General features: G+C 53.8%; 21 protein-coding genes and 1 pseudogene. 16 read left to right on the plus strand and 6 right to left on the minus strand.

The features are described 5' to 3' along the window. Positions 1-29 precede the first annotated feature (29 nt). The 12 genes from H3L91_RS11155 (at position 30) to H3L91_RS11210 (ending at position 15,670) form a co-directional block, all read left to right on the plus strand. Positions 30-581 carry a YcbK family protein gene (locus tag H3L91_RS11155; protein WP_007341067.1) on the plus strand — a complete coding sequence of 184 codons (552 nt, stop codon included), beginning with the start codon at positions 30-32 and terminating at the stop codon, positions 579-581. Between the two features lie 215 nt (positions 582-796). Beyond that, entirely contained in the window at positions 797-1,219 is a 423-nt protein-coding gene (locus tag H3L91_RS11160) for a single-stranded DNA-binding protein (protein ID WP_007341068.1), read from the plus strand. 11 nt (positions 1,220-1,230) lie between these two features. Beyond that, positions 1,231-3,720 (plus strand): TraC family protein, encoded by a 2,490-nt coding sequence (locus H3L91_RS11165; protein ID WP_007341069.1) that lies wholly within the window; start codon positions 1,231-1,233, stop codon positions 3,718-3,720. A 54-nt stretch (positions 3,721-3,774) separates the two neighbouring features. Continuing rightward, positions 3,775-4,341 (plus strand): hypothetical protein, encoded by a 567-nt coding sequence (locus tag H3L91_RS11170; RefSeq protein ID WP_154647149.1) that lies wholly within the window; start codon positions 3,775-3,777, stop codon positions 4,339-4,341. Beyond that, positions 4,341-4,865, plus strand: a complete 525-nt coding sequence (locus H3L91_RS11175; protein WP_007341071.1) for a S26 family signal peptidase — start codon at positions 4,341-4,343, stop codon at positions 4,863-4,865. The genes H3L91_RS11170 and H3L91_RS11175 overlap by 1 nt, the downstream gene beginning before the upstream one ends. Continuing rightward, positions 4,771-5,928, plus strand: coding sequence for a TrbC family F-type conjugative pilus assembly protein (locus H3L91_RS11180; protein WP_169310093.1), 1,158 nt, complete (start codon positions 4,771-4,773; stop codon positions 5,926-5,928). Before H3L91_RS11175 ends, H3L91_RS11180 begins: the two co-directional genes overlap by 95 nt. Before the next feature lie 10 nt (positions 5,929-5,938). Beyond that, entirely contained in the window at positions 5,939-7,129 is a 1,191-nt protein-coding gene (locus tag H3L91_RS11185; protein WP_007341073.1) for a TraU family protein, read from the plus strand. A 15-nt stretch (positions 7,130-7,144) separates the two neighbouring features. After that, the gene (locus tag H3L91_RS11190; protein ID WP_169310094.1) at positions 7,145-8,140 is read left to right on the plus strand and encodes a tetratricopeptide repeat protein; all 996 of its coding nucleotides are present in this window, start codon (positions 7,145-7,147) and stop codon (positions 8,138-8,140) included. Between the two features lie 15 nt (positions 8,141-8,155). After that, complete coding sequence (gene traF / locus H3L91_RS11195; RefSeq protein ID WP_007341075.1) at positions 8,156-9,133, plus strand: conjugal transfer protein TraF; 978 nt, start codon at positions 8,156-8,158, stop codon at positions 9,131-9,133. Between the two features lie 10 nt (positions 9,134-9,143). Continuing rightward, a complete protein-coding gene (locus H3L91_RS11200; RefSeq protein ID WP_081458549.1) occupies positions 9,144-10,685 on the plus strand; it encodes a conjugal transfer protein TraH in 1,542 nt (513 codons plus the stop codon). Positions 10,686-10,759: 74 nt separating this feature from the next. After that, a complete protein-coding gene (locus H3L91_RS11205) occupies positions 10,760-15,307 on the plus strand; it encodes a conjugal transfer protein TraG N-terminal domain-containing protein (protein ID WP_007341077.1) in 4,548 nt (1,515 codons plus the stop codon). Between the two features lie 15 nt (positions 15,308-15,322). Further along, positions 15,323-15,670 (plus strand): lysozyme inhibitor LprI family protein, encoded by a 348-nt coding sequence (locus H3L91_RS11210; RefSeq protein ID WP_081458550.1) that lies wholly within the window; start codon positions 15,323-15,325, stop codon positions 15,668-15,670. Between the two features lie 6 nt (positions 15,671-15,676). Here H3L91_RS11210 and H3L91_RS11215 read toward each other — a convergent pair whose 3' ends face one another. Continuing rightward, positions 15,677-16,159 (minus strand): hypothetical protein, encoded by a 483-nt coding sequence (locus tag H3L91_RS11215; protein WP_154647150.1) that lies wholly within the window; start codon positions 16,157-16,159, stop codon positions 15,677-15,679. A gap of 53 nt (positions 16,160-16,212) precedes the next feature. Next, positions 16,213-16,521: a hypothetical protein gene (locus H3L91_RS11220; protein WP_154647151.1), complete on the minus strand. Its 309-nt coding sequence runs from the start codon at positions 16,519-16,521 to the stop codon at positions 16,213-16,215. Positions 16,522-16,548: 27 nt separating this feature from the next. On the opposite strand from H3L91_RS11220, the gene H3L91_RS11225 reads away from it, so the two are divergent. From H3L91_RS11225 to H3L91_RS11235, 3 genes are all read left to right on the plus strand, one after another. Beyond that, positions 16,549-17,211 carry a lytic transglycosylase domain-containing protein gene (locus H3L91_RS11225; protein WP_218915625.1) on the plus strand — a complete coding sequence of 221 codons (663 nt, stop codon included), beginning with the start codon at positions 16,549-16,551 and terminating at the stop codon, positions 17,209-17,211. Between the two features lie 92 nt (positions 17,212-17,303). Next, on the plus strand, positions 17,304-18,248 hold the full coding sequence (locus H3L91_RS11230) for a tyrosine-type recombinase/integrase (protein WP_007341080.1): 945 nt from the start codon (positions 17,304-17,306) through the stop codon (positions 18,246-18,248). A gap of 20 nt (positions 18,249-18,268) precedes the next feature. Beyond that, positions 18,269-18,649, plus strand: coding sequence for a hypothetical protein (locus tag H3L91_RS11235; protein ID WP_154647152.1), 381 nt, complete (start codon positions 18,269-18,271; stop codon positions 18,647-18,649). Positions 18,650-18,721: 72 nt separating this feature from the next. Here the strand turns inward: H3L91_RS11235 and H3L91_RS11240 are convergent, their stop codons facing one another. The 4 genes from H3L91_RS11240 to H3L91_RS11255 form a co-directional block, all read right to left on the minus strand. Beyond that, positions 18,722-19,387 carry a recombinase family protein gene (locus H3L91_RS11240; RefSeq protein WP_007341082.1) on the minus strand — a complete coding sequence of 222 codons (666 nt, stop codon included), beginning with the start codon at positions 19,385-19,387 and terminating at the stop codon, positions 18,722-18,724. 133 nt (positions 19,388-19,520) lie between these two features. Continuing rightward, entirely contained in the window at positions 19,521-19,928 is a 408-nt protein-coding gene (locus tag H3L91_RS11245) for a type II toxin-antitoxin system VapC family toxin (protein WP_007341083.1), read from the minus strand. After that, a complete protein-coding gene (locus H3L91_RS11250) occupies positions 19,925-20,188 on the minus strand; it encodes an antitoxin (protein WP_007341084.1) in 264 nt (87 codons plus the stop codon). Before H3L91_RS11250 ends, H3L91_RS11245 begins: the two co-directional genes overlap by 4 nt. Before the next feature lie 275 nt (positions 20,189-20,463). Then, on the minus strand, positions 20,464-20,823 hold the full coding sequence (locus tag H3L91_RS11255) for a hypothetical protein (RefSeq protein ID WP_007341086.1): 360 nt from the start codon (positions 20,821-20,823) through the stop codon (positions 20,464-20,466). Positions 20,824-20,943: 120 nt separating this feature from the next. Here H3L91_RS11255 and H3L91_RS11260 point away from each other — a divergent pair. Next, positions 20,944-21,595 (plus strand): annotated as a pseudogene (locus H3L91_RS11260) (IS1595 family transposase).

A 21,595-nucleotide genomic window follows, 5' to 3' on the forward strand; every position in this document is an offset into this window, starting at 1 on the left:
TCAGACGGCCTGTTACCGGATAACACACAATGAACCGCAGACAGTTTTTATCCGCCGCCGCCGTATCGGCTGCCGGCATCCTGTTTTCCGACGAAGCGTTTGCGCTGGCCGACAACAGCGGTTTCTGGCGGCGCGACCGCCTGCTGGAAATGCGCCGCGCCGATACGGGCGAGCGGCGCAGTATCCGTTTTTATGCCGCCGGACGCGGCTACCTGCAAGACGGCTATCTGGCTGCCCGCTGGTTTTTACGCGATGCCAAAGACGGCAACGCAGTCGTCAATATCGACGCGGGGCTACTCAACCTTTTGTACGGCTTGCAGGAATGGGCGCGGATTGCCGGCAAACCCGACCCGCTGATTACCGTCAACAGTGCCTACCGCACCGCGCGGCGCAATGCGACGATTGAAGGCGCGGCACGCAATTCCATGCACATACACGGTCGCGCCGCCGATCTGACCATGCGCGGTATCAGCCTGCGGCAACTTGCCGATATGGCCGCACATTTCAAGGCGGGCGGTATCGGCATCTATGACAGTTTTATCCATTTGGATACCGGCAGGATCAGAAACTGGCGGGGGTAGCCTGCGTTTAAAAATTCTCCCTTTTGACAAGTCTGCTAAACAAGCAGCATGGCAGTCAATATGTTCAGGTACATTGAAACGGTATTTTGCTTCGGCATAAACCCTTGTCTTGACAAGAGCACAAACGCAGGATAGTATCCTTGCACCCCCATTCTTACAGATCGGAATTTTTCCGGTTTTCTTATCCGGCTGTCTCCCGAAACGGAGACGGCTTTATGTCTATTTTCTCAACTGTCCGTGGCAATCTGGGACAGAATTTTTCCCTCAAAACCATCAACCGCGACGGCGAGCCGAGTACGGTGTTGAACTTTTCCGTTGCTTCCACACGCTACAAACGCCAAAAAACCGCCGACGGCGGCAGCCGCTACGAAGCGGCCGGGCCTGCCGAATGGATTGAATGCGAATACTGGAACCGTCAGGCACCGCATCTGGAAAAAGTATTGGCCAAAGGTATGCCCGTAGTCGTGGAAGGCGAAGAGCTGATCGAGTTCTACGAAAAAGACGGTCAAAAAATCAAAGTACGCAAGCTGCGCGTTGAAAACATCTATCTGAATCTGGCATCCGAGCGCATTGAAAATGTCGCGCTCAAACCGCCACGTACCGCCGAAGGGGCGGATGACGGCGAAACTCCGTTTTGAGCGGCGGCGGTATGGGTATTTTCGAGAAAAACGCCGCCCGTGACTTGGGCTGGGAATACATCAGCCTGAGTACTGGCAACGACGACGAAGGCATTTTCTACTGCGAAAAAGACAATGCCATCGGCTCGGTATGCATGTTTTCGCCGCTGGCCGGCTGGGACGACAAAACTCCGGGCGCGGCGGCTACGCTGCTGAACGAAGCCTATCCGGGTGGAACGGTAATGCAGTTTGTCCAATTTGCCTCGCCCTATCTCGATCCGGTGCTGGGTAGCTATCTCGCGCCGCGCGACGGCGTGTCCGGAGATTCGGCGGTACAGACGGCGCGGCACGGTGTCGGCCGGCGGGCGGAGTTTCTGGCTCTGGGTGCACGGCACAAACTAACCGCGTCTTCCAATACACGCATGCTGGACAGCTACTGCCTGTGGACGTTTAAAGTGCCGTTGAAGGTGCAGAACCCGTTTACCGGCAGCGAAAAAGAAATATCGGCGTTCCGGCGCGAATGCGATGCCTTTGTCAAACTGCGCGACACTGCCGTCTCGCAACTGGAAGTGATGGGCATCAAGGCCGAGATGCTGTCCACATCGGCACTGATGGGCATACTGCGCCGTTATTTCGCGGTGTACGAGCCGTGGGATTTGGACGTAGAAGAGACCCGTCCGCTGAACGAGCAGCTTTTCCCCGTAGGTTCGCGGATGAACTGGGACAACCGCCGCCACGACCTGATTCATTTCTCCGGTTTTTCCCATACGGACGAGCGGCAATATGTCGGCATGCTGGTTACCGACCGCTATCCTGGTCAGGAGCAGCCTTTCCATTTCGGCCGCATGATCGAACTTCTGGGCAATCCGCCCGGCAACGGGCCGCAAATCCCCATGCCCTATGCGTTGTGCACCACTATCCATTTCCCCGAACAGGGGGTAAAGGCAGCCAAAGTCCGCGCCTCGCAGACGCAGGTGGAAAAATCGTCCAACGCACTGATGCTCAAATGGTCGCCGCGCCTGCGCAAAAAACGCGAAGGCTTCCAGCAGCTGGCGCAACTGACGGTGGAAGGCGGCAATCTGGTCGAAGCCACCACCACACTGTGCCTGTTCAACCGTTCGGCGGCGGAAATCCGCAGTGCCCAAGCCTCGATTGCCTCGTATTACAAGCGTTTCGGCTTTGTGATGCGGCCGGAGAAATACATCCCCGAAGTTTCCTTCTTCAACCAGCTTCCGCTTAACGCATCGGCGGAAAGCATCCGCAACACCCACCGTTTTAAAACGATGGGCGGCAAACATGCCGCGCACCTGCTGCCGATAACCGGCGAATGGCAGGGCTTCGGCAATGAAATGCTGTTGTCCACCCGTCTGGGCCGTCCCTTCCATTACGCACTGATGGACAGCCGTAATCTCAACTACAACTGGATTTGGACGGGTGCGTCCGGTACGGGCAAATCGTTTGCCGTGCAGCGTCTGACACAGGACGAACTGTCACTGGGCACCAAAATCTGGACCATCGACACCGGCGCGTCTTATCTGGCTGCCGCACAGGTCTCTGGTGCGCAGATTCTTGACTTCCATTTTGACTCCCAAGTTTGCCTCAATCCGTTTACCCGCATTGACAACATCGATGAAGAAATAGAGCTGATTATCCCGATAATCGGCAAGATGGCGCGACCGAACGAAGGCTTGAACGACACCCAGCGTGCGCTGGTGGAAGAGGCGGTCAAATCCGTTTATGCCGACAAGGGCAACCAAGCCGAAATTACCGACATTATCCGTTTCTTCAACAACCAGACCGGTTCAATGATGCGCGAGCAGCACGAACTGGCAGTGCTGCTGTCGCCCTTCGGCTCTACCGGCTCGATGGGACGCTGGTTCAGGGGCGAGAACAATTTCCGCACCGAAGCAGATTGGACGGTGCTGGAACTATCCGGTCTGACCGGCAACAAGCATCTGTGCGACGTGGTGCTGATGACCATCTCCACCACCATCGCCCAAGAGATGTTCGTTACCGCCGGCGGTCGCCGAAAAATGCTGATTATCGAAGAGGGGGGAGACCGGATTACCGATGCCTCGTTTGCCGACTTTACCGCCAAACTGGCCTCAAAAGTCCGCAAGGAGACCGGCTCGGTCGGCGTAGTGGTGCAGACGTTCGCCCAGGTGTACAGCACGCCGCACGGCTCGGCGATTATGGCTTCCTGCCACACCAAGTTCCATATGCAGCAGACACCGGAAGCCATTGAAGAGGGCATTGAGAAAGGCTGGATCAAAACCGATGCCTATACCGAAAAACTGATGCGCGAAGTGCAGACCGCCAAAGGCCAGTACAGCGAAATCCTCATCCGCAGCGGCGGCAGCGCCGGCATCGCCCGCCTGGTGGAAACGCCGTTTAACCGTGTGCTGTTCAGCACCGAAGGCGAACTATTCAAAGATTTGCAGCGGCGCGTGCGTGCCGGTGAACAAATCACCTATCTGGTCGAAGCCGAAGCCCGCCGGCTGTACGGCGACGGCACGCTGTAAGGCAGCCTGAAACGCAGAGGCCGTCTGAAAACCCCGTCAAACAAGGAATCCGTTATGAACCAACCCGAACAACGCTCCGAACCAGCCGTACAGCCTGTCGCAAGTGCCCCAAGCACCCCGCCTGCTTCTGGTACAGGCAGCAGCTTTCTGAACAGCACGCTGCTGCTTTTGTCGCTGCTGATGGGCGGTTACAGCTTCTACCGCAGCCTGTACCCCACGCACGCGAACCAAATTACGGTGGTCGATTCCGACCGGCTGGCTGCTTCCTATATCCAAGAAGCATTGGCGGATACCCATGTGAGCAGCGATCCGGTAGCGGTACAGCAGCGGCTGCAAAGCCGTTTGAACGGTTTGCAGTCCAAACTTGATGCCATGTCCGCCGAAGGAAGACTGATTGTGCGCAAATCGGCAGTGCTGACCTATCCAGAAAGCGCGGATGCCACGGCACAAGTGGCCGCAGAGCTAGGCATTACCCTGACACCGGACAATGCGGCGGCGCAGCCACTGCCCGCTACGGGCGGGGCAGTTTCCCCACTGCCTGCGGTAAGGCAGCCTGAAAACGGAACAGGGACACTCCCAACCGAACCGGCTGCCTCCGCACTGGGCAGTGCGCTGGACTGATGAACAGCAAAAAACCGTTACCGCCGCTGCGCACCCGCCTGTTGGTGCTGCTGTCGGGTATCGCGGTAAGCGCACTGGCCTGGCAGGTACGGCCGCTGTTGCAGGAAAGGTGGGCACTGATGTACGAGAAAAAACAGGCAGGCTGCCTGCCGTGGCAGTTTTACTGGTTTGACAAAAAACAGCCCAAACCGGTGCTGCGGCGCGGCGATCTGATTCTGTTTCCGGCTCGCGGTATGGAGCCGGTGATTGCCGAAGGCAAACCCATCGGCAAAACCGTGGCAGGACTGCCAGGCGACGAAGTGCGCATTGCACGAGGGCGGGTCTATATCAACGGCAGACTGCTGACCGACGTTTCCTACGGCGCGGCCAAACTGGGCAAATCGATCAACTACTGGGACAAGACATACAGATTGGGCAAGGATGAAATTTTTGTATTCGGCAGCGAACCGCACTCTTGGGATTCGCGCTATTGGGGACCGTATCCGGCTGCACTGGTTCGCGGCCGCCTGCATCTGCTGTTTTAGCGCGGCAGCAGCGGCAGACGGCTTTGACCTGCAACGCAGGCTGACCGAACAGCAGGCGCGTGCCGACAGCCTTTCAGACGGCCTCGACCTGCTGTTGAAAAGGCAGCCTGAAAACGGCGGCGGCACATTGGGGGCAAACCGCCAAATGCTGCTGCCGCCGGGACAGAACCCGATGTCGGCGCAACTGGCACAGGCCGATACCGTGGTGTTCGTTTCCCGCGCCATGCCCGAAGCGGAACTGTTGAAACTGCTTGTGCAGGGAGCGGGACGCAAAGGCACAGTGTTCCTGTATCGCGGCTGGGGCACTGGCGGCGCGGACAGCGCGTTTGCCTATGCCGAAGCACTGCTGCGCAAGCTGCCGCCTGCGGCACAGCGCAACCCGCCGCAGATTATGGTGCTGCCCGCAGCCTTCCGCCGCTACCGGATTGCCTACGCACCGGCGGTACTGCATCGCGACGGCGGCAAATGGTATCTGGTACAGGGTGCGGGCACGCTGGACAACGCTGTGGCAGCCGTAAAAAGACGCGAATTCAACCGCCGTCTGAGCCGTCAGTGGCGCGTATCCGAACCCGACCAAACCGAAGTCATCAAGGCGGCAGCCGCGCGTTTTGACTGGAAAGGCGCGGCCGAACAGGCGGCACAGTCTGCCGCGCAGCAGTTGGAAGGCGGCACGGATTTGCCGTTGGCACAGGAAGTGTCCAGCCGCCTCTACACCCCGTATTCGGTTACCGGCTTTGATATCCGAGACCCGCAGAGCGGTCGAGTGCTTTATCCGCGCGGCAGCCGCTTCAACGTACTGACGCTTGACCCGCAGGGCAGCCGCTCGCTGGTGGCGGTGGACGGGCGGGACGAGCGTCAGGTGCGCTACGCGCAGCGCATCGTACGCGAACGGCCGCAGACGGTGGTGCTATACACCCGTTTGGGCAGGCTAGCAGGAGCCGTACCGTCCGCCTTCCCGCTCAACCCGACACTTATCAGACGGCTCGGGCTGCGCAGCGTCCCCAGCTACCTGCAACAGCAGGGGACGGACTGGCGCATCGTGTCCGCCCCGCCTGCCGATTGAGAGGCAAACCATGAATGTTTCCCGTCAAACCGCCGCCGTTCTGGCCGCCGCACTGCTGCTTTCAGGCAGCCTGAAAGCCGCTGCGGTATCCGGCAGCAGCCTCACAGGTCTGACCTGTTCGCGTGCCGGCTACAACACGCTGATGAATTTTAACTACGACTCGGCATTTCCGCTGCGCATTATGGGTAGCGACACCGTGATGGGCAGCGATGTGCCCGCCCCGCCGACAGCCACCAGAAAATCAATCTGCAAATGCGGCAAAGAACCCTATGTCATTTACGGCTATACGCGCGGCATGTGGCTGCCGACCCGTTTTGTCGAGGTGGTGCGCGAAGCCTCCTGTTCGCCGGTGTACGGCGAATCGGTCAAGCCGATACTGCAACAGATAGCGCAGGTATCCGGCATTGGCCAGCTCCAACCGACAACACTCATGACAGCGGGCGAGGCGGCCAAACCTTCCGAAACCTCTTTCCGCCACGTCCACAGCTGGCCGTTTCCATTCAACCCGTACAACTGGAATCCGCGCTGTTTCCACAAAGGGGATAACTTGGAAACCTCAATATCGCAGATTTCGTGGTCAAAAAAAGACCCGGTGCTGATGAACCTGCTCTACCCCGAGTGGGCTGCGCTGGGTACGGTAGCCAACCAGCCACTGTTTGATTTGGCGGCGCACAGCGCGTCCTGTATTGCCAACACCACCGGCATCGGCTGGGGGCCAGTTGACGATGCCGCCTACTGGTTGGGCGGCTGTATGGGTAATAACCTGCCCGCCGCCGGCTCGATGTCGGCAGCCAAAAACAGCATTATCGGTACTTCCACTATTTTCAACCGTTCGCTGATGATGTCCAACCGCACTGGCGGCTATGCCTCGGTTTCAACAGTCGGCGATAAAGCCTTGTGCTCGCCAGTGCCTGTGCCGTATCCGAGCAAATCGGAATTCAAGGCATCAATGCTGTTTCCTTATCCCGAGTCTGGTCAAAGCGTCGGCGGACAAGGCGGCATGGGTGGACAAACCAGTCCGGCCGGAATGTTGAGCGGCGAAGTGGCCGATTTCGCCAATATCGGCGGTCGAGGGGCACACCGCTTGGGCGCAAGCAATTTTGCCTGGGCACTGGGGCGCAGCGACCAAGCATTGAACGAAAATGATTCGGACGCGGTTTACCTGATGTGGCGTTGGGTGGACTGCTGCGAATTTAAGTGAGAAACCAAGATGAAAATGATGAAAACAATTCTGCCGCTCTGTCTGTTGGCGACCGTCTGCATACCGGCGGCGGCTGATGACCAAGAACGCGCCTTCGGCAAAGGCGGTCTGCACGGCACGCGCAGTGGCAGTACGCAAAACAAACAGCCCTCAAAACAGCAGCTCTGGCAAAACGACCAAAGCTATGCGCTGGCTTTGGCCAAGCGTGCGGAAAACGGCGATACCACCGCCGCGCTGGAACTGAAAAATGCTGCCAACGGCGGCAACCGCTGGGCGGCGGTGCAGTACGGCTACCTTGCACACACCGGTCGCCTGCCCGGACTCTCCGGCAGAGCGGATACAGCCACAGCCGCCAAAGCCTACCGCATCGCACTTAAAGACGGCGGCGGCAACTATCTGGCTGCCTACAATCTCGGGCTGATGTACTACTACGGCATCGGCATGAAAGCCAATGGGGCGGAAGCCTTGCGCCTGTTCAAAACGGCTGCCGAGAATTACCGCAGTAAGGTTGCTTCGCGCGTGTTCTGGCCGGCGGAAGTCTATACCGCGCAGATACTGGAACGCGGCTACGGTGTGGCGAAAAACGAAGCATCGGCGGCCGAGTATTGGGAACGCGCCGCCAAAGCCAACGCGCCGGAAGGGCTGTACGGCTACGGCATGTTTATCCTTAACGGGCGAGGCGGTCTGCAAAACCCCTACCGCGCCTATCCGCTGTTGTTGCAGGCAGCCAATCGCTGGCATACCGGCGCGATGGTCGCACTGGCACAGTATCAGGGCAAAGGAGACAGGCTGCGTGATGCCGATCCGGTTGATGCGGCCAAATGGTGGATGCTGGCGGCGACTGCCGACAAACGCTACACCCGCCAAGCGCAAAAGGCGGTGGCTGCACTGCCCGCCGCGAAACAACAGCAGGTGCGCTCGCAGGTACGCTCGTGGCTGACCACCCATACCACCGTCCCCAAAAGTTTCGACTGGAAAAAGCCGGTCAACGATACCTTGCCGCCGCGCTGAAAAGGAAAAATAAGCATGAAACGGATACCGTATCTGCGCACCGCCCTCTGCCTGTCGGCCGCCTGTCTGATGCTGGTCACCGGACAAGCGTCCGCCGATGCCTACCGCAAGGCGAAACCGCAGGGCTGGCTGTGGTATGAGGACGATGCGCCCAAACCCGCAGCGAAACCCAAACCGCAGCAGCAGCCCAAACCACAGCCCGCGCCCGCTGCACCCGCAGCCGCCGCACCTGTTCAGGCTGCCCCCGAACCGTTTTCGGCAGCATGGGTACGCGCCCAGCTGCCGGTGCTGCTCGACCGTGCGATGACCAATCCTACCGACGAGAACGTGCGTGCCTACAAATACATGTCGCGCCTGATGGTGGACATGTCAATGAATTTCGCCGATGCCTCCGAGCGTGTGGTGCGCAACGACCCGATGTTGGACGAATCGGTACGCTTCCCGATTGCTGCGATGGCGCGGGCGCAGGCTTTGTCGCAAATTTCCCAAGCCAAGGAAAGCATTATCCGCGACCTGTCCGGCAAGGCCGGATTGTGGCTGTTTTTTGATTCCAAATGCCGCTTCTGCCACAGCCAGTACGCCGTGGTGCAGATGCTGGCGAAAAAGTACGGCTTGCAGGTGCGCTATATCAGCACCGACGGCGGCGTGATCAGCGGTATGACGGCTGACAAACTGCGTTTTGATATGGGCGGCAACCGTGCCCGCACGCTGGGCATCAAGCTGACGCCGGCGGTGGTGCTGGCTGCTCCGCCGGAGCAGATGGCAATTGTTGCTCACGGTGCGATGTCGCAGTCGGAACTGGAAGACAAAATCGTGCTGGCCGCCATTGATATGAAGCTGGCTTCGCCCGAACTGACCGACTTGGCTAGACTGCAAGAGCGCGGCGTGCTGACCCCGCAAGACATCGCCAAAGCCCGCCGTCAAATCCGCAATCCCGAAAATCCCGATGAGCTGGTCAGAATGCTCAACGGACTGATTCGTAATCGGATGTAAAGGAAAACGCATGAATACCCGACGCAAAACATTTTCAGACGGTCTCAAACGCTATATGCCTTCCATTCTAGCCGCATCGCTGTGGGCGGCATCTGCCGCCGGTGCGGACATCGGCAAAGGCATGGATGCAATGTGGAACAGCACCGCACCCGCAGCGGCCGGCGTGAACGGCAACTACGGTGGCACGCTCGGCGGCTTGTCGCTGCGCTCGCCGGTACGCAGTTTCAACATCATGGCCTTTGATCCACCGCGTTTTTCGGCAGGCTGCGGCGGCATCGATGCCTATTTTGGCAGCTTCTCCATGATTTCCGAGAAAAATCTGAAAGACCTGATTCGCGCCATCATCGCCAACGGCACGGGATACGCGGCCAAAATCGCCTTGGACAATCTCTGTCCACCCTGCCAGAACATCATGTCTGGTTTGCAGGACTGGACAACCAAAATCAACAGCGCGGCCAAAAACACCTGCCAGCTGGGCACGGCCGCCGTTGATTACCTGCGCGGCAGCCGCAATCCTTCCGCTGCTGCTGATGACAGCAAGGCAAACGAGGAAGCCGTTTCCGCTGCCGCGTCCGGTGCAGCAAAAGACTTTGCCGAAGCCAACGACAGCCGCAGCTACAAGGGCAAAAACGCCAACCGCGCGGACGATGCCGCCGACCAGTCCACCGACTACGGTAACAACATGATGAACACTCTTGTTTCGGCCGGCGTATTCGGCGGGGCGCAACCTGTTATTGACACCCGCCCTTACGGCGGCGATCAAGGTTTTCTGGAAATGGCGATGAGCCTGTATGGCACGCAGATTCTGCTGACCGGTGCTGATGCTTCGTCCTCTGCATCTGGCGGGAAATTCACCAAAGGATCGCAGGAAAAAACCGACAAAGATCTCGCCCCGATTTGGACATTTGCCGACGTGGTCAACGGTGCGCCGAGCAATGCTGCGTTGACACAATACCGCTGCAAAGACTTCAACGCCGGCAAAGCCGACAGCTGCCAGCATGTATCCACCGCCGACTCTTCCTTCCCCGGTACCTACCGCTACATCCTCAACCTGCTGATCGGCAAACAGACTGCCTACGGCGACAGCAATGCGATGGGCGACTCGGTGGCGACACAAATCCAGCCCGGCTCGCTGATGGCCTACTTCGCCGATAACGACGCGCAGACACTGACCCCCGAACAGCAGGCATTTTTGAAAAAGTTACCCAAAGAAGCATCCGACGTGCTCAGTCAGGCCGCAAGGGCAGGCAGCCAGACGGCGGTTAAGGCTGCCGATGCGGCGGCCAGATTCTACGGCGAGCAGATGGCGGCCGAGCTGGTCGGTGCGATGAACAAAACCGTTTCCGTCGCCTATTCGGCCAACATCACGGGCAACGGCAAGAAAATCGTCGCCATGTCGCCGGCGCAGAAGCAGCAGCTGGACAAACTGGAAGCCGAAACGGCCCGCTACGGCGAAAGCAGCTACCGCGCCGCCGCACAGCAGAATTTCGTTACCCTAGTTACCAGTGCGATGACACTGACCGGCAACAACAGCGGCCTGAAAGCACAGTGAGGCCGTCTGAAAAAACGCTTTGACGCACAGGCAGCCTGAAAAAGGTTTTCAGGCGGCCTGAACAGGAGAAAACCATGTCCGTCCCGTCCAGAAACCCCGCCCTTTTCAGGCTGCCTGATTCCCTGATGCGCCTGTGGCTGCCGCTGCTGTTGCTGACTATCGCTGTGGCCGCGCGTGCTGACGCGCTGCCCGAAAGCGTCGATACCGATGCGCCTTCGGACATTATGACGCTGTGGGTGGTTGGCGATGTTGATGTGATTGCCAAAGGGCTGAACGCGGTAGCGATGTTCTTCAACGGCATGGGCAGCGGTTCGCCGCTGGTCAGCCTACTGATACTGGGTTCGGTGCTCGCCCTGTGTGCGATGCTGGGACAGTTTATTACCCGCCGCACCATGCAGCCGGGCAACAACTTTCTGATGATTGTGCTGGTGGCAGCGATGTTTATTCCAAAAACCCCCGTTTGGATCGCCTCCTACTACGACGCGGGCGGCGGCAACAGCGGCGGCGCAGTCGGTTTCCGCAAAATTGACCATGTGCCAGTAGGCGTGGCCTATCCGCTGGCACTGTTCTCCTATGTTTCCAAAAAAATGACCGATATTTACGACACCGGTATGCAGGTACTGCCCGATTCCTCGCTGTCCGGTCCGTCCACTGCCGCGCCGCAGGGCGGTCTTCTGACCCACGGTGCGGAAGGCTATTTCAGCCCGCTCAAAACGGTGCTGCGCCTGCGCAACCAGTTCTCCGGCCCAGACAACACCCTGCTGCTGGCCAATCTGGCCAACGCCTCCCAAGTGTGCAACTGGTCCGACCGCTGGGGCGATGCCGACAAAGGTGGAATCTTCAATGTGCTGGCACGCGGGCAGCAGAGCGGGGTAACCAATATCGCCCTGCCCGCTGAAAAAGAAGGCGCGCCGCCAGTAATTGGTAAGGTGGGCTGCGCCCAAGCAGGCAAAATCATCTCGCTGATGATGCTCAAACAAGTGGCCAATCTCCCAGGTAAAGAGTATTCGCCCACTGCGGTGGCTGCGTCCAACAGCCGCAACCTTTCCGGCGTAAAAGGCAGCACCACCGATTTGGCGCAACGCTACAAGTCCGTCCAAGAGGAATTGGATCAGCTTCCCTCGGCAATGGCACTGGCTGCGGGCGGCAACGCTTCGCGCAGCACAGCGGCAATGGGCGTGAACGATCCTGACATTCTGCTGAAAATGGTGCGCAGCGAAATTGAAAAAGGCGAACTGCAACCGCCAGCACTGGCACAGGTGTTTACTGCCTATAACGCGGTTAATGCCGCTGAAATTGAAGCCAATATGGTGTTCTCACACATCGTGCAGCAGTGTTTGGGCGGCAATGATGTCAACTGCGCACGACAGGCGTATATGATGACCGAAGCCCGCAACCGGGCAGCGGTAGATGCCGCTGGCGAGGCCTCGCTCTACCAGAATTTTATGGGACACGGCATGAACATCCTGATGTTCATATACATCGTGATGTCGCCGATTGTGATTTTTGTCGTGCTGGTTATGGGTTGGGGCGGCATTCGGGTACTGGGCAGCTACCTGCTGTTTGCCGCATGGGTCAATTCCTGGCTGCCGCTCAACAGCGCGATTGCCTACTACATGCTGCAAAGCTACAACAACCGGATGCGCGAACTGATTATGACCATTTCCGCCTCCGACAATCCCTTGCAGGTGTATTCGCCTGCCGTTATCCAAAACATCTTCGACGGCACGCAGGACATGCTCGCCTCAGCCTCGACCATGATGGCTTCGACACCGCTGATTATGCTGTCGCTGCTCTCCGGTTCGGTTTACGGGCTGGTGCAGCTGGCACAGCGTGCGAATATGGTGGGCAAGGATTATGTGGACGAAACCAAAGCTGCCCCGCCGCTGGATCAGTCAGAGGTTATCGGCATGAGTCGTATGCTTGCGAACAGTTCGGCTGGCGGCACTTTGAGTATGCAGAATTTTAACCAAAACATCATGAGCAACGCCGATGCCACCAATCCGGCCACCATCAGCCTGCAAACAAGCCAAGAGGCCATTGACAGCGCACGAACCGCCGCTGCGGCCAAAGTGCAGATGATGGAAGGGGCTATGGAGGCCAGGACGCTGGCACAAATAGACAGCCACGGCAAAGTAACGCAGACGGGGATTGTTTATGCGCAAACAGTAGATGGGCAAGACGTTGCGCGTGTTGCATACGAAGGACAGCACGCAGTAGCAGCAAACGAAAAATTTGCCTTAGGCATTAGTGGTAATAAAATTGTCAGCATCGGTGCATCTGGGGAAATAAGTGATAATGTCCGGTATACCGATAGCCAGGGTAATACCCACGTCATGACACAAGGAACCAATATCAGCAATACCGAGGGTATCCAAGCCTCGTCTAGTACCATGAATTCGCACCAATTGAGCAGTTCCATCAGCCAAAGCCTGTCGGATGCCCGCGAGCAGTCACGCAGTATCGAGCAGGCAACCAGTGAAAGCGTCAGCCACGGTTTCAGCACCAGTATCAACCGTACCGGTTTTGCTTCTCTGGTATCTAATGATGCGGTGCTGGCTCAACAGCAATTGTCGGCAGGCGCGTCCGCCGCCGGACAATACGATGCAGCCGCCGGTTCGGCCTTGCAGGCTGCCAGCAGCAACAGCAGCGCATATTTCAATACCCTGACCAGTCTGTCCACAGGTTCGGAAAGCGAGCGCACCGCCGCATTGGCAGCCATCCAAGGATTGGCCGCCGCCAATCCTGCCGGACATGCGCAAGCCTATGCCAACATGGCTCAGGGAGCCTTGGCCGTACAGGAACAGAGCCACGCCATGCGTGTTGATAATCAGGCAGCGATTGACCAGCAGATTTCTGCCAATCAGGCAGGAACGCTCGGCAACTTCCAAACCCCCTTAGATAACAAAGAACAGTTGGAGGCCGCCAATTCGCAGGGGCACACCTCTTCGTCTTTCGGTGATCCACGCAGCATAGAAACACGCGACTCTAACGGACTGACTCCGGGAGAACATCAGAAAATTTTGGAGTACAACCGTGCAAAAGTAGCAGAAATGGTTGAATTCAATAATAAAGTTATGCAGGACTACAACAATAGAAGCGTGATGCAGAAATCAGATGATCTGGTTTATGCGGACGGATTCGAGGCGTGGAAAAATGCCGGAGAACAATGGGATCAGGGCGATTATTTAGGAGCCGGATTTGGCGCAATTGCCGGTACATTAGATATTGCATCAAGCGGCTTAGGCAAAACCATCAGATCAGCCTTTGGTGCAGACGATGGTGGTACTGCCGGTATGTCTAATACCGTAGATCCGGATTTGAACGCCAGAATGCAGCAAATGGAAGAAAATCAAAAACTACTGAGCGGCTTCAATATGTCAGATAGCAGTAAAACAATTGATGGTACGCCTATTGAAAAAATTCTTGGTTACAATCCTATGGAAAAGTCACATGAAATAGATAAAGTCAATGTAACCACCCACGCAAATACAGAAAACAATTCTTCCCATAACGGTATGCAAAAAGCTGCTGATATGATTAAAAGAATTACAGGAGAGCAATACAGTACTGATCCCAATCGTTTGATTCATACCCCTGACCATATTGCCAATAAAAGGGGAATTGGTTTGTGCGCTAATGGCACGGCTCTGATTTTGGGAACTGCTGATTTAATCGATGACCGAAAACATGGTAACGCACAAGATATGGGCAAGCAATTGCAAAATCATTATGGCTGGAAAGTCGTTGCCAGTGGCGAAGTATCTGACCGTCAGGGAAATATTCCGGGGTATACACCTAGGGATGGTCAGGTTGCTTTGATTTCCCCACATGGAATCGGTATTAAAGACGGAAAAGGCGGTGATGAACACGGTCATATCTGTGTATGGGTTCAGTCCCTCAACGATGGTAAAGGTGCTTGGGTCTCTGACTATTACCAAGGCGATCGCATGGTTCCAAATGACAAGTATATCCAAGGCAAAGCCACTATTACCATTTTAGAAAGCCCGCAAATGCAACAGCATTTCGCGCAACCCACTTTCGGTCAACCTAATCATCAATCCTCTGTTAGCATTGGAATTGTCTCTGCCAAATATGAAGGAGACATCGGTAGTACAAATCGTGATGTAGACCAGAATGGCAACCCTGCTGGATGGGCTTATGGAAAGTATCAATTCAATTCAGCAAAAGGAGGATTGCAGCAGTTTTTCTCTGACAATCCGCATATAGCAAAAGAATTTTCAGGAATGACTCCTGGAACAGCACAATTTAATGCCAAATGGAAAGAGTTGGCGCGACAAGATGCAACGGCATTTGAAGCGGCGCAACAAAAAAGTGCGGTAAATCTATGGTATGCCCCTGCTCGTGACGCATACTCAAAAGCAGGTTTTGATTTGAGCAATCGCGGTGTACAAGAGGCGGTTTTCAGCAGTTCCATCCAGCACGGAGGTGTAGTGTCCCGCTTGTTGCCTTTAATCAAAAGAATTAGTTCGGGTAATATTTCACAAATGACACCAGAAGAGCAAATTAAATTAATTTACGACGGAAGAACCCAGTACCATCCGAATGGCAAATCGCGTTATGCTAGTGAAGTACAAGATGCGTTAAGGTTAAGTAAATAATATAGGGAAAAGTATATGAAGAAAATTTTTCTAGTTGGGATTTTTCTTACTTTGAATGCTTACGCGGACTGTAATCATTTAAAAGTGACGACAGAAATAAAATCATGCCTTGTGAGTCAAAACGAAATGCTTAACGACCGGTTGACCAATACATACCATTTGGCTCTTTCAACTCTTCCCAAAGCAGACCGAAAAAATTTAATAAATGCACAAAGAGCTTGGGTTCGATTCAAAGAAGCCGATTGTTACGCTGCTATTGCAGCAGATGCTGGCGGGACGGCTGCAAGTATTATCGGTTTAAATTGTACAAATAACAAAATATCAGCACGGGAAAAAGAAATCAAAGAACTATACATAAGATAAATATGCCTATTTGCTTTTAAGACATTGCGACAATTCTGCGCGTAATGAATATTTCTTTTCGGTTGATAAAATATCTGCTACTAGGCATCCAGCACGATTGCAAGACATTTTGTAGTAGGTAATATTGGGGGTTTCATCTTTGCTTGTCCGATTAAAGCTGACTCTGACCAAGCTGTTTGCTTGAGGTTGGATACGTATGCTTTTTCTAACGACAACGTCATCAACCTCCCCGCTACCCCACACAATATCGTAATCCAAACAAGCAGGTTCTTGCAGTCGCTCGGATGCTTGCTGTTCGAGTTCAAGCAGTCTCCGCAATGCCGGTGTAAATGCATCATGCCTATTCTGATAGGGTGGAAAACCATCTTGTACATAAAGACGCTTGATTGTGTCCACCGCCGAATTATTGGATTGAGATCCTTTTGCAACAGCCGAATGTGACAGTGAAAAAAACGACATGGTCAATAAAACCAATAATTTATTTTTCATAACCGATTACTCGTGAGAAATGTTGTCTGAAATATGAATAATTCCGCCATGTATTATTGCACACGTTTTCTGCAAGCCACTTCCATGACTACAATCAGCATAGCAAAAGGCAAAAAAGCAATAATCTGCAACAGGATTGAATTTTCAATTTGATAGACAAGTATTAAACCTGACACAGCTACCAAGCAACGTCTTATCCAGTGTTTACGCTTAAAAAACTCAATAAAAAAGTTATTTCTTCCAGATTCCAAAAACTGGTTACAGTTATCTTTATTGTGAAAAGACCATTCAGTTTTGTGCCAGAAATTTGTTGGCCAATAATCATACATAGGATTCATATCATCATCAGAATCATCAATCATATATTCCTCCAAAAGGATCATAAAAAAATGTCAAAATTCAAGCTGCTTTTGGGTTATTTTGCCATATTTTTCAGCATTAACTCTTCTGCCTTTGCCGACAAGGTTTCAGACTGCCTGAAAGGCCGATCCAAATCGGCCGCCTGCCGGACGATGATTGCAAACTATTGGGCACACCACCAAACCATCGAACGGATTGCCCGACAAGAGGGGGTGGAGCCAGCACTGCTCAAAGCTCTAATCGCCTATGAAAGCCATTACAATCACAAAGCGGTTTCACCGAAACAGGCTTCCGGTCTGACTCAGGTAATGCCAACAACGGCTAGGGGCTTGAACATCGATCCTGCAAAACTGTTTGTGCCGGAAGTTTCCGTCCGTACGGGTGCGCGTTATCTGAGGCGGATGTTCGGCCAGTTCGGCCGGACAGATTTGGCTCTGGCCGCCTACAATGCCGGTCCCGGACGGGTAATTAAAGCGGGATACCGTGTTCCGCCGATTGCCGAGACCCAAAATTATGTGTCCAATGTGTCGGCACTGTTTCGGGAGTTCAAAAACAGGGAAAGAAATAATCTGCCTTTAAACCGAACCGGCAGCAAAACTGTTGCGATTTCCGCAACACCCGAAATCCGCATCAAACAAACGGTTCCCAAGCGTTCCGACCCTTACCAGTCCCATGTTTCCAATTCGTACTGAACCGGCTGCGGCTGACACATTCCATAACTGCTTTTAGACTTCATGATGGCGGATTTGCCGCCTTTTCTTTAATTTTTTATAAGGAAAGCATCATGTTAAAGTCTAACATTTCAAAACAACTGCATCAACACATCAACGGTTTTCTTGACCACTGCCGTTCTCGCTGTTTCTCAGAAGGAACCATCGAGGGCTACCGCAGCAACCTGCGACAGTTTGTTTCGCGGCTTGGTGACTATGCAGCCAAACACAAGGTTGCCGATTTTCAGACGGCCTGTACCGAAATTGTCATGATGGAAACCATTACCATGAAGCAGGCAGACAATCCCGAATTGAAAGCGACCACCATACGCCGCTATATTTGTGCTTGGCGTAGTTTTATCGCTTATCTGGTCAAAGCCAACGTGCTGGATTTGTCTTACGACCGTTTTCGTTTTGATCTGCCGAAGCTGCCAGAGACATTACCTAAATCAGTAGATATGTCGGTGCTGGACAAACTGCTTGACAATCCGCAGTGCCTGCCAAAACAGCCCCATTGGATGTATCTACGCAATTTGTGTATTTTTGAACTGATGACCTATTCGGGGCTGCGCATCTCCGAAGTTAGCAATCTGCTGATGACCGACGTTTATTTTGCTGAACGTCAGATACGGGTAATAGGTAAGGGGCAGCGTACCCGCCTAGTACCGATAACCGACACCGTAGCCAAACGCATTCGTGCCTACCTGAAAGAGCGTTCTGCGTCGGCGGTCAATATCCGAACCAACCATTTGTTTGTTGGTCGTGGCGGTAAAATGTTGCGCCCGTGCAGTATCCGTTTGTCCTTGCATAAAATGGTAGCCGCCCGCTTGGGCGAAGAAATGCATATCACACCGCACAGCCTCAGACACTCCTGTGCTACCCATTTTGTCCGCGAAACCCATAATCTGCGTTTCGTGCAGATTTTGCTCGGGCATAAAAGTATCGCCACCACGCAAATTTATACTCATTTGGACAATGGTTTTGTCCAAGAAATGTTTCACCAACACCACAGCCGTTAGGCTAGATAAGGAGTTCCATTATGAAACAACTGTTTTTCGCATTGCTGCCCGCTATCCTTTTGACCGCTTGCTCAACCAATTCCGATGGCAGTGTCAACTGGTCAGACAATCCGCTGAACAAGGTAGCGACCAAAGTGGACGATGGCGTTCAGAAACTGAACCATAATACCGACAAGGTTATCGCAAAAACTGGGGGCGGAGACCGCTTTGGCAACCATTGCGTTACCTGTTACGACCAAGGCACATCGCACAAGCAAATGCTCGAATGGGGCTATATCCGCCGCAATCCCGACTATCCGAAATATTCTTCCCAACGCTATGTGTTCACTTCGCGCAACTGCGACAAAACGCGACAGTCGCTTTGCTTCCGTCCAAGTAAGGATATTGCCGAACGACCATAGCATAGGCATTCCGCCTTGTTTTCAGGCTGCCCCGATGTGGGCAGCCTGAATTTTCTGGGCGGCTGAGCCTCGTTATACCTTTGATACGCTGTATTTCCCGTCTGCAACCAGCTTGCAGATGCGTTTGACCGTTGCTTCACTGCATTCCAAAATCTTGGCCGTGCGGCTGATAGACAAACCCTGTTTGCGGCAGCTGATGACATCATCAATTCGCTTTTGGCTGATTCTGCGACCGAATTGTTTGCCTTCTGATTTTGCTCGACTGATGCCCGCTGCCTGGCGGCTGCGGCGCATCTCATAATCGTCGCTGGCCGATTTCAGTAGGATTTTCAGTAACAAGTCTTGGATAGATTTGAACACAATCGATTCCATGCTGTCCTCTGCCGCCTTGACGGCTGGCAAGTCCAACACTTCCGGTAACAGCAGGCGTGCGCCACGGTTATTGATTTGGGCAATCAGTGCCTCGGCTTCGACCAGCGGCAGTCTGCTTAACCTGTCCATACTCTCGGCAATCACGATTTCGCCTGCTTGCAGGTCTTTAATCATCTCCAAAAGTTGCGGTCGGTCGGCATGGCGACCGCTGGCTTTCTCGGCATAAACCTTGGCTACATAGAAACCGCGCAATTCCGCCCACTTCTTCAACCCGAGTTGGCGGGATAAGTCCTGCTCCTCGGTTGAAACCCGGCAGTAAATCCGAGCGATTTTGTTTATTTCGGACATTTTGGATTTTTCTCCCATAGCCTCTCTTGTCTGATTTAGGTATGCTTTGTAAGCCAGTATGGAAAGTAGGGTAATAAATCCGTTCAAATAGGCTTAAATAAGCTAGGCTGATTATTATAGTCTTAATAAGCCATAAAGCATAACGCTTATCTTATTCTTCATCTGACGACCAATCCTCCACCGACAGTCCATGTATATAGGAAAATGCGCGGTCATTACTGACCAGAACGGCTCCGATGCCGTGTGCGTGCGCGGCAATCTGCATATCTGGCGCAGACAGACTGCGACCAGACGCTTCTACACCGGCTCGGAATGTTCCGTAAACCTCTGCTACTGCCGTATCAAATGGTAATACGTCCACCCTTAGCAGAAATTCGGATACCAGCCGGTGCAGCCGTCGTGCTTCTGGGCGTTTGGCCAAGCCGTACATCAGTTCCGCATGGGTAATGGCGGAAATGCACAGTTCGGACATCGGCACGCTTGTCAGATGCTTCAAAACATGATTATTGCCACGTACGGCAAGACTGACGATATTGGTATCCAACAGATATTTTTTCATTCCTGCCAGCCTTCAAAAGGATCGCGCAGGTTCGGAGCAGCATCTTCGGGCTGGCGGACGAATGGGTCGGTATCCGTTTCTACTCCGGCAGCCTGCAAACTGCCGATAAAACCTGCCCAGTCGGATGGATGCTTGGACAAAATCACATCCCCCGTCTTTTCGTCGCGGCGGATAAATACCTCCCCACCTTCAAAACGAAAAGCGGCAGGCAAACGAACTGCTTGGCTGCGCCCATTGTTAAACAATTTAGCTGTCTGCATATTGAGTCTCCTAAAAAATTACAATCTGATATTAGTATAAACCATGATATATATCATGCCAAGTGTCTGATGTTTTTTATAACGCATGGGCAACAAAAAGGCCGTCTGAAATTTCAGACGGCCTCTCTTGTGAGAAAGGGAAACGTTTCCGCAGAAACGCCCCATAGTTTGAAAAATCAACAACCATTGCCCAACAAATCTGCCAGATAAGCCGGCATTTCCCCGTTGGATACCGGCCAGTAGCTGTCGGCATCCAGCCAGTAGGTGCTGCCGCTTCAATCATTGACAAACTCGATGTCGGAACAGAACGTATCGATGTATCTCGCCATAACGATTTTCAACTCTTCACGGCGTATTTTGCCTTCGTAGCCGGACGAACCGATGCTGATGGAGATGGAAACACTGCCGAAGGTTTCGGGATATTGCGAATAGACAGCCAGCACATCGGCTAGTGCCTGCGCATTGATGACAATGTGGGCATCCGGCACGGGCAGGTCGTATTCGTCGTTGCAGTAAAACGCCCATTCGTCTTTGCGTTCCGCTGGCAAGCCCAGCAGCAGGTAAGTTTCCCGTGTCTGTGGGTTGCAGAAAGGGGCGAAGACCAAAGGGTTTTCAGGGGTGGTACGGTCGTTCATGGATGTCCTCCGAAAAAATGCGGGAGAACACCCTTGCGGGCGCACTCCCGCTTGGGGTTAAAAATATAAGGGGCTGTCCTAGATAACTCAGGAAATTCCGTTTAAGTTAGAATTTCCCTTATGAGAAAAAGTCGTCTGAGCCAGCACAAACAAAACAAACTAATTGAGCTATTCGTAGCAGGCGTAACCGCCCGTACAGCTGCCGAATTGGCAAATGTCAACAAAAGCACAGCTGCTTATTACTTCCATCGGCTACGTCTACTCATCTACCAAAACAGCTGCCATCTGGAAATGTTTGACGGCGAAGTGGAAGCAGGCGAAAGCTACTTTGGCGGACACCGCAAAGGCAAACGCGGTCGCGGCGCGGCAGGGAAAACCGCAGTATTCGGGCTGTTGAAGCGCAACGGCAAGGTTTACACTGTTGCCGTACCCAATAACACAGACGGCACCCCTGTTACCGATTACCCGCGAGCAGGTTACGCCTGACAGCATCGTTTATACCGATTGCTATAAGAGCCTTGACGTATTGGACGTGAGCGAATTTAACCATTTCCGCATCAACCACAGTACGCATTTTGCTGAAAAGCAAAACCACATCAATGGAATTGAGAACTTTTGGAGTCAGGCAAAATGGCATTTGCGTAAGTTCAACGGCATTCCGAAAGAGCATTTTGAGCTGTATTTGAAGGAGTGCGAATGGCGTTTTAACAACAGTGAAATCAAAGTTCAAATTTCTATTTTAAAACAACTGGTAAGAGATAATTTATCCTAG

This window comes from Neisseria bacilliformis, assembly GCF_014055025.1.
GTDB lineage: Bacteria > Pseudomonadota > Gammaproteobacteria > Burkholderiales > Neisseriaceae > Neisseria > Neisseria bacilliformis.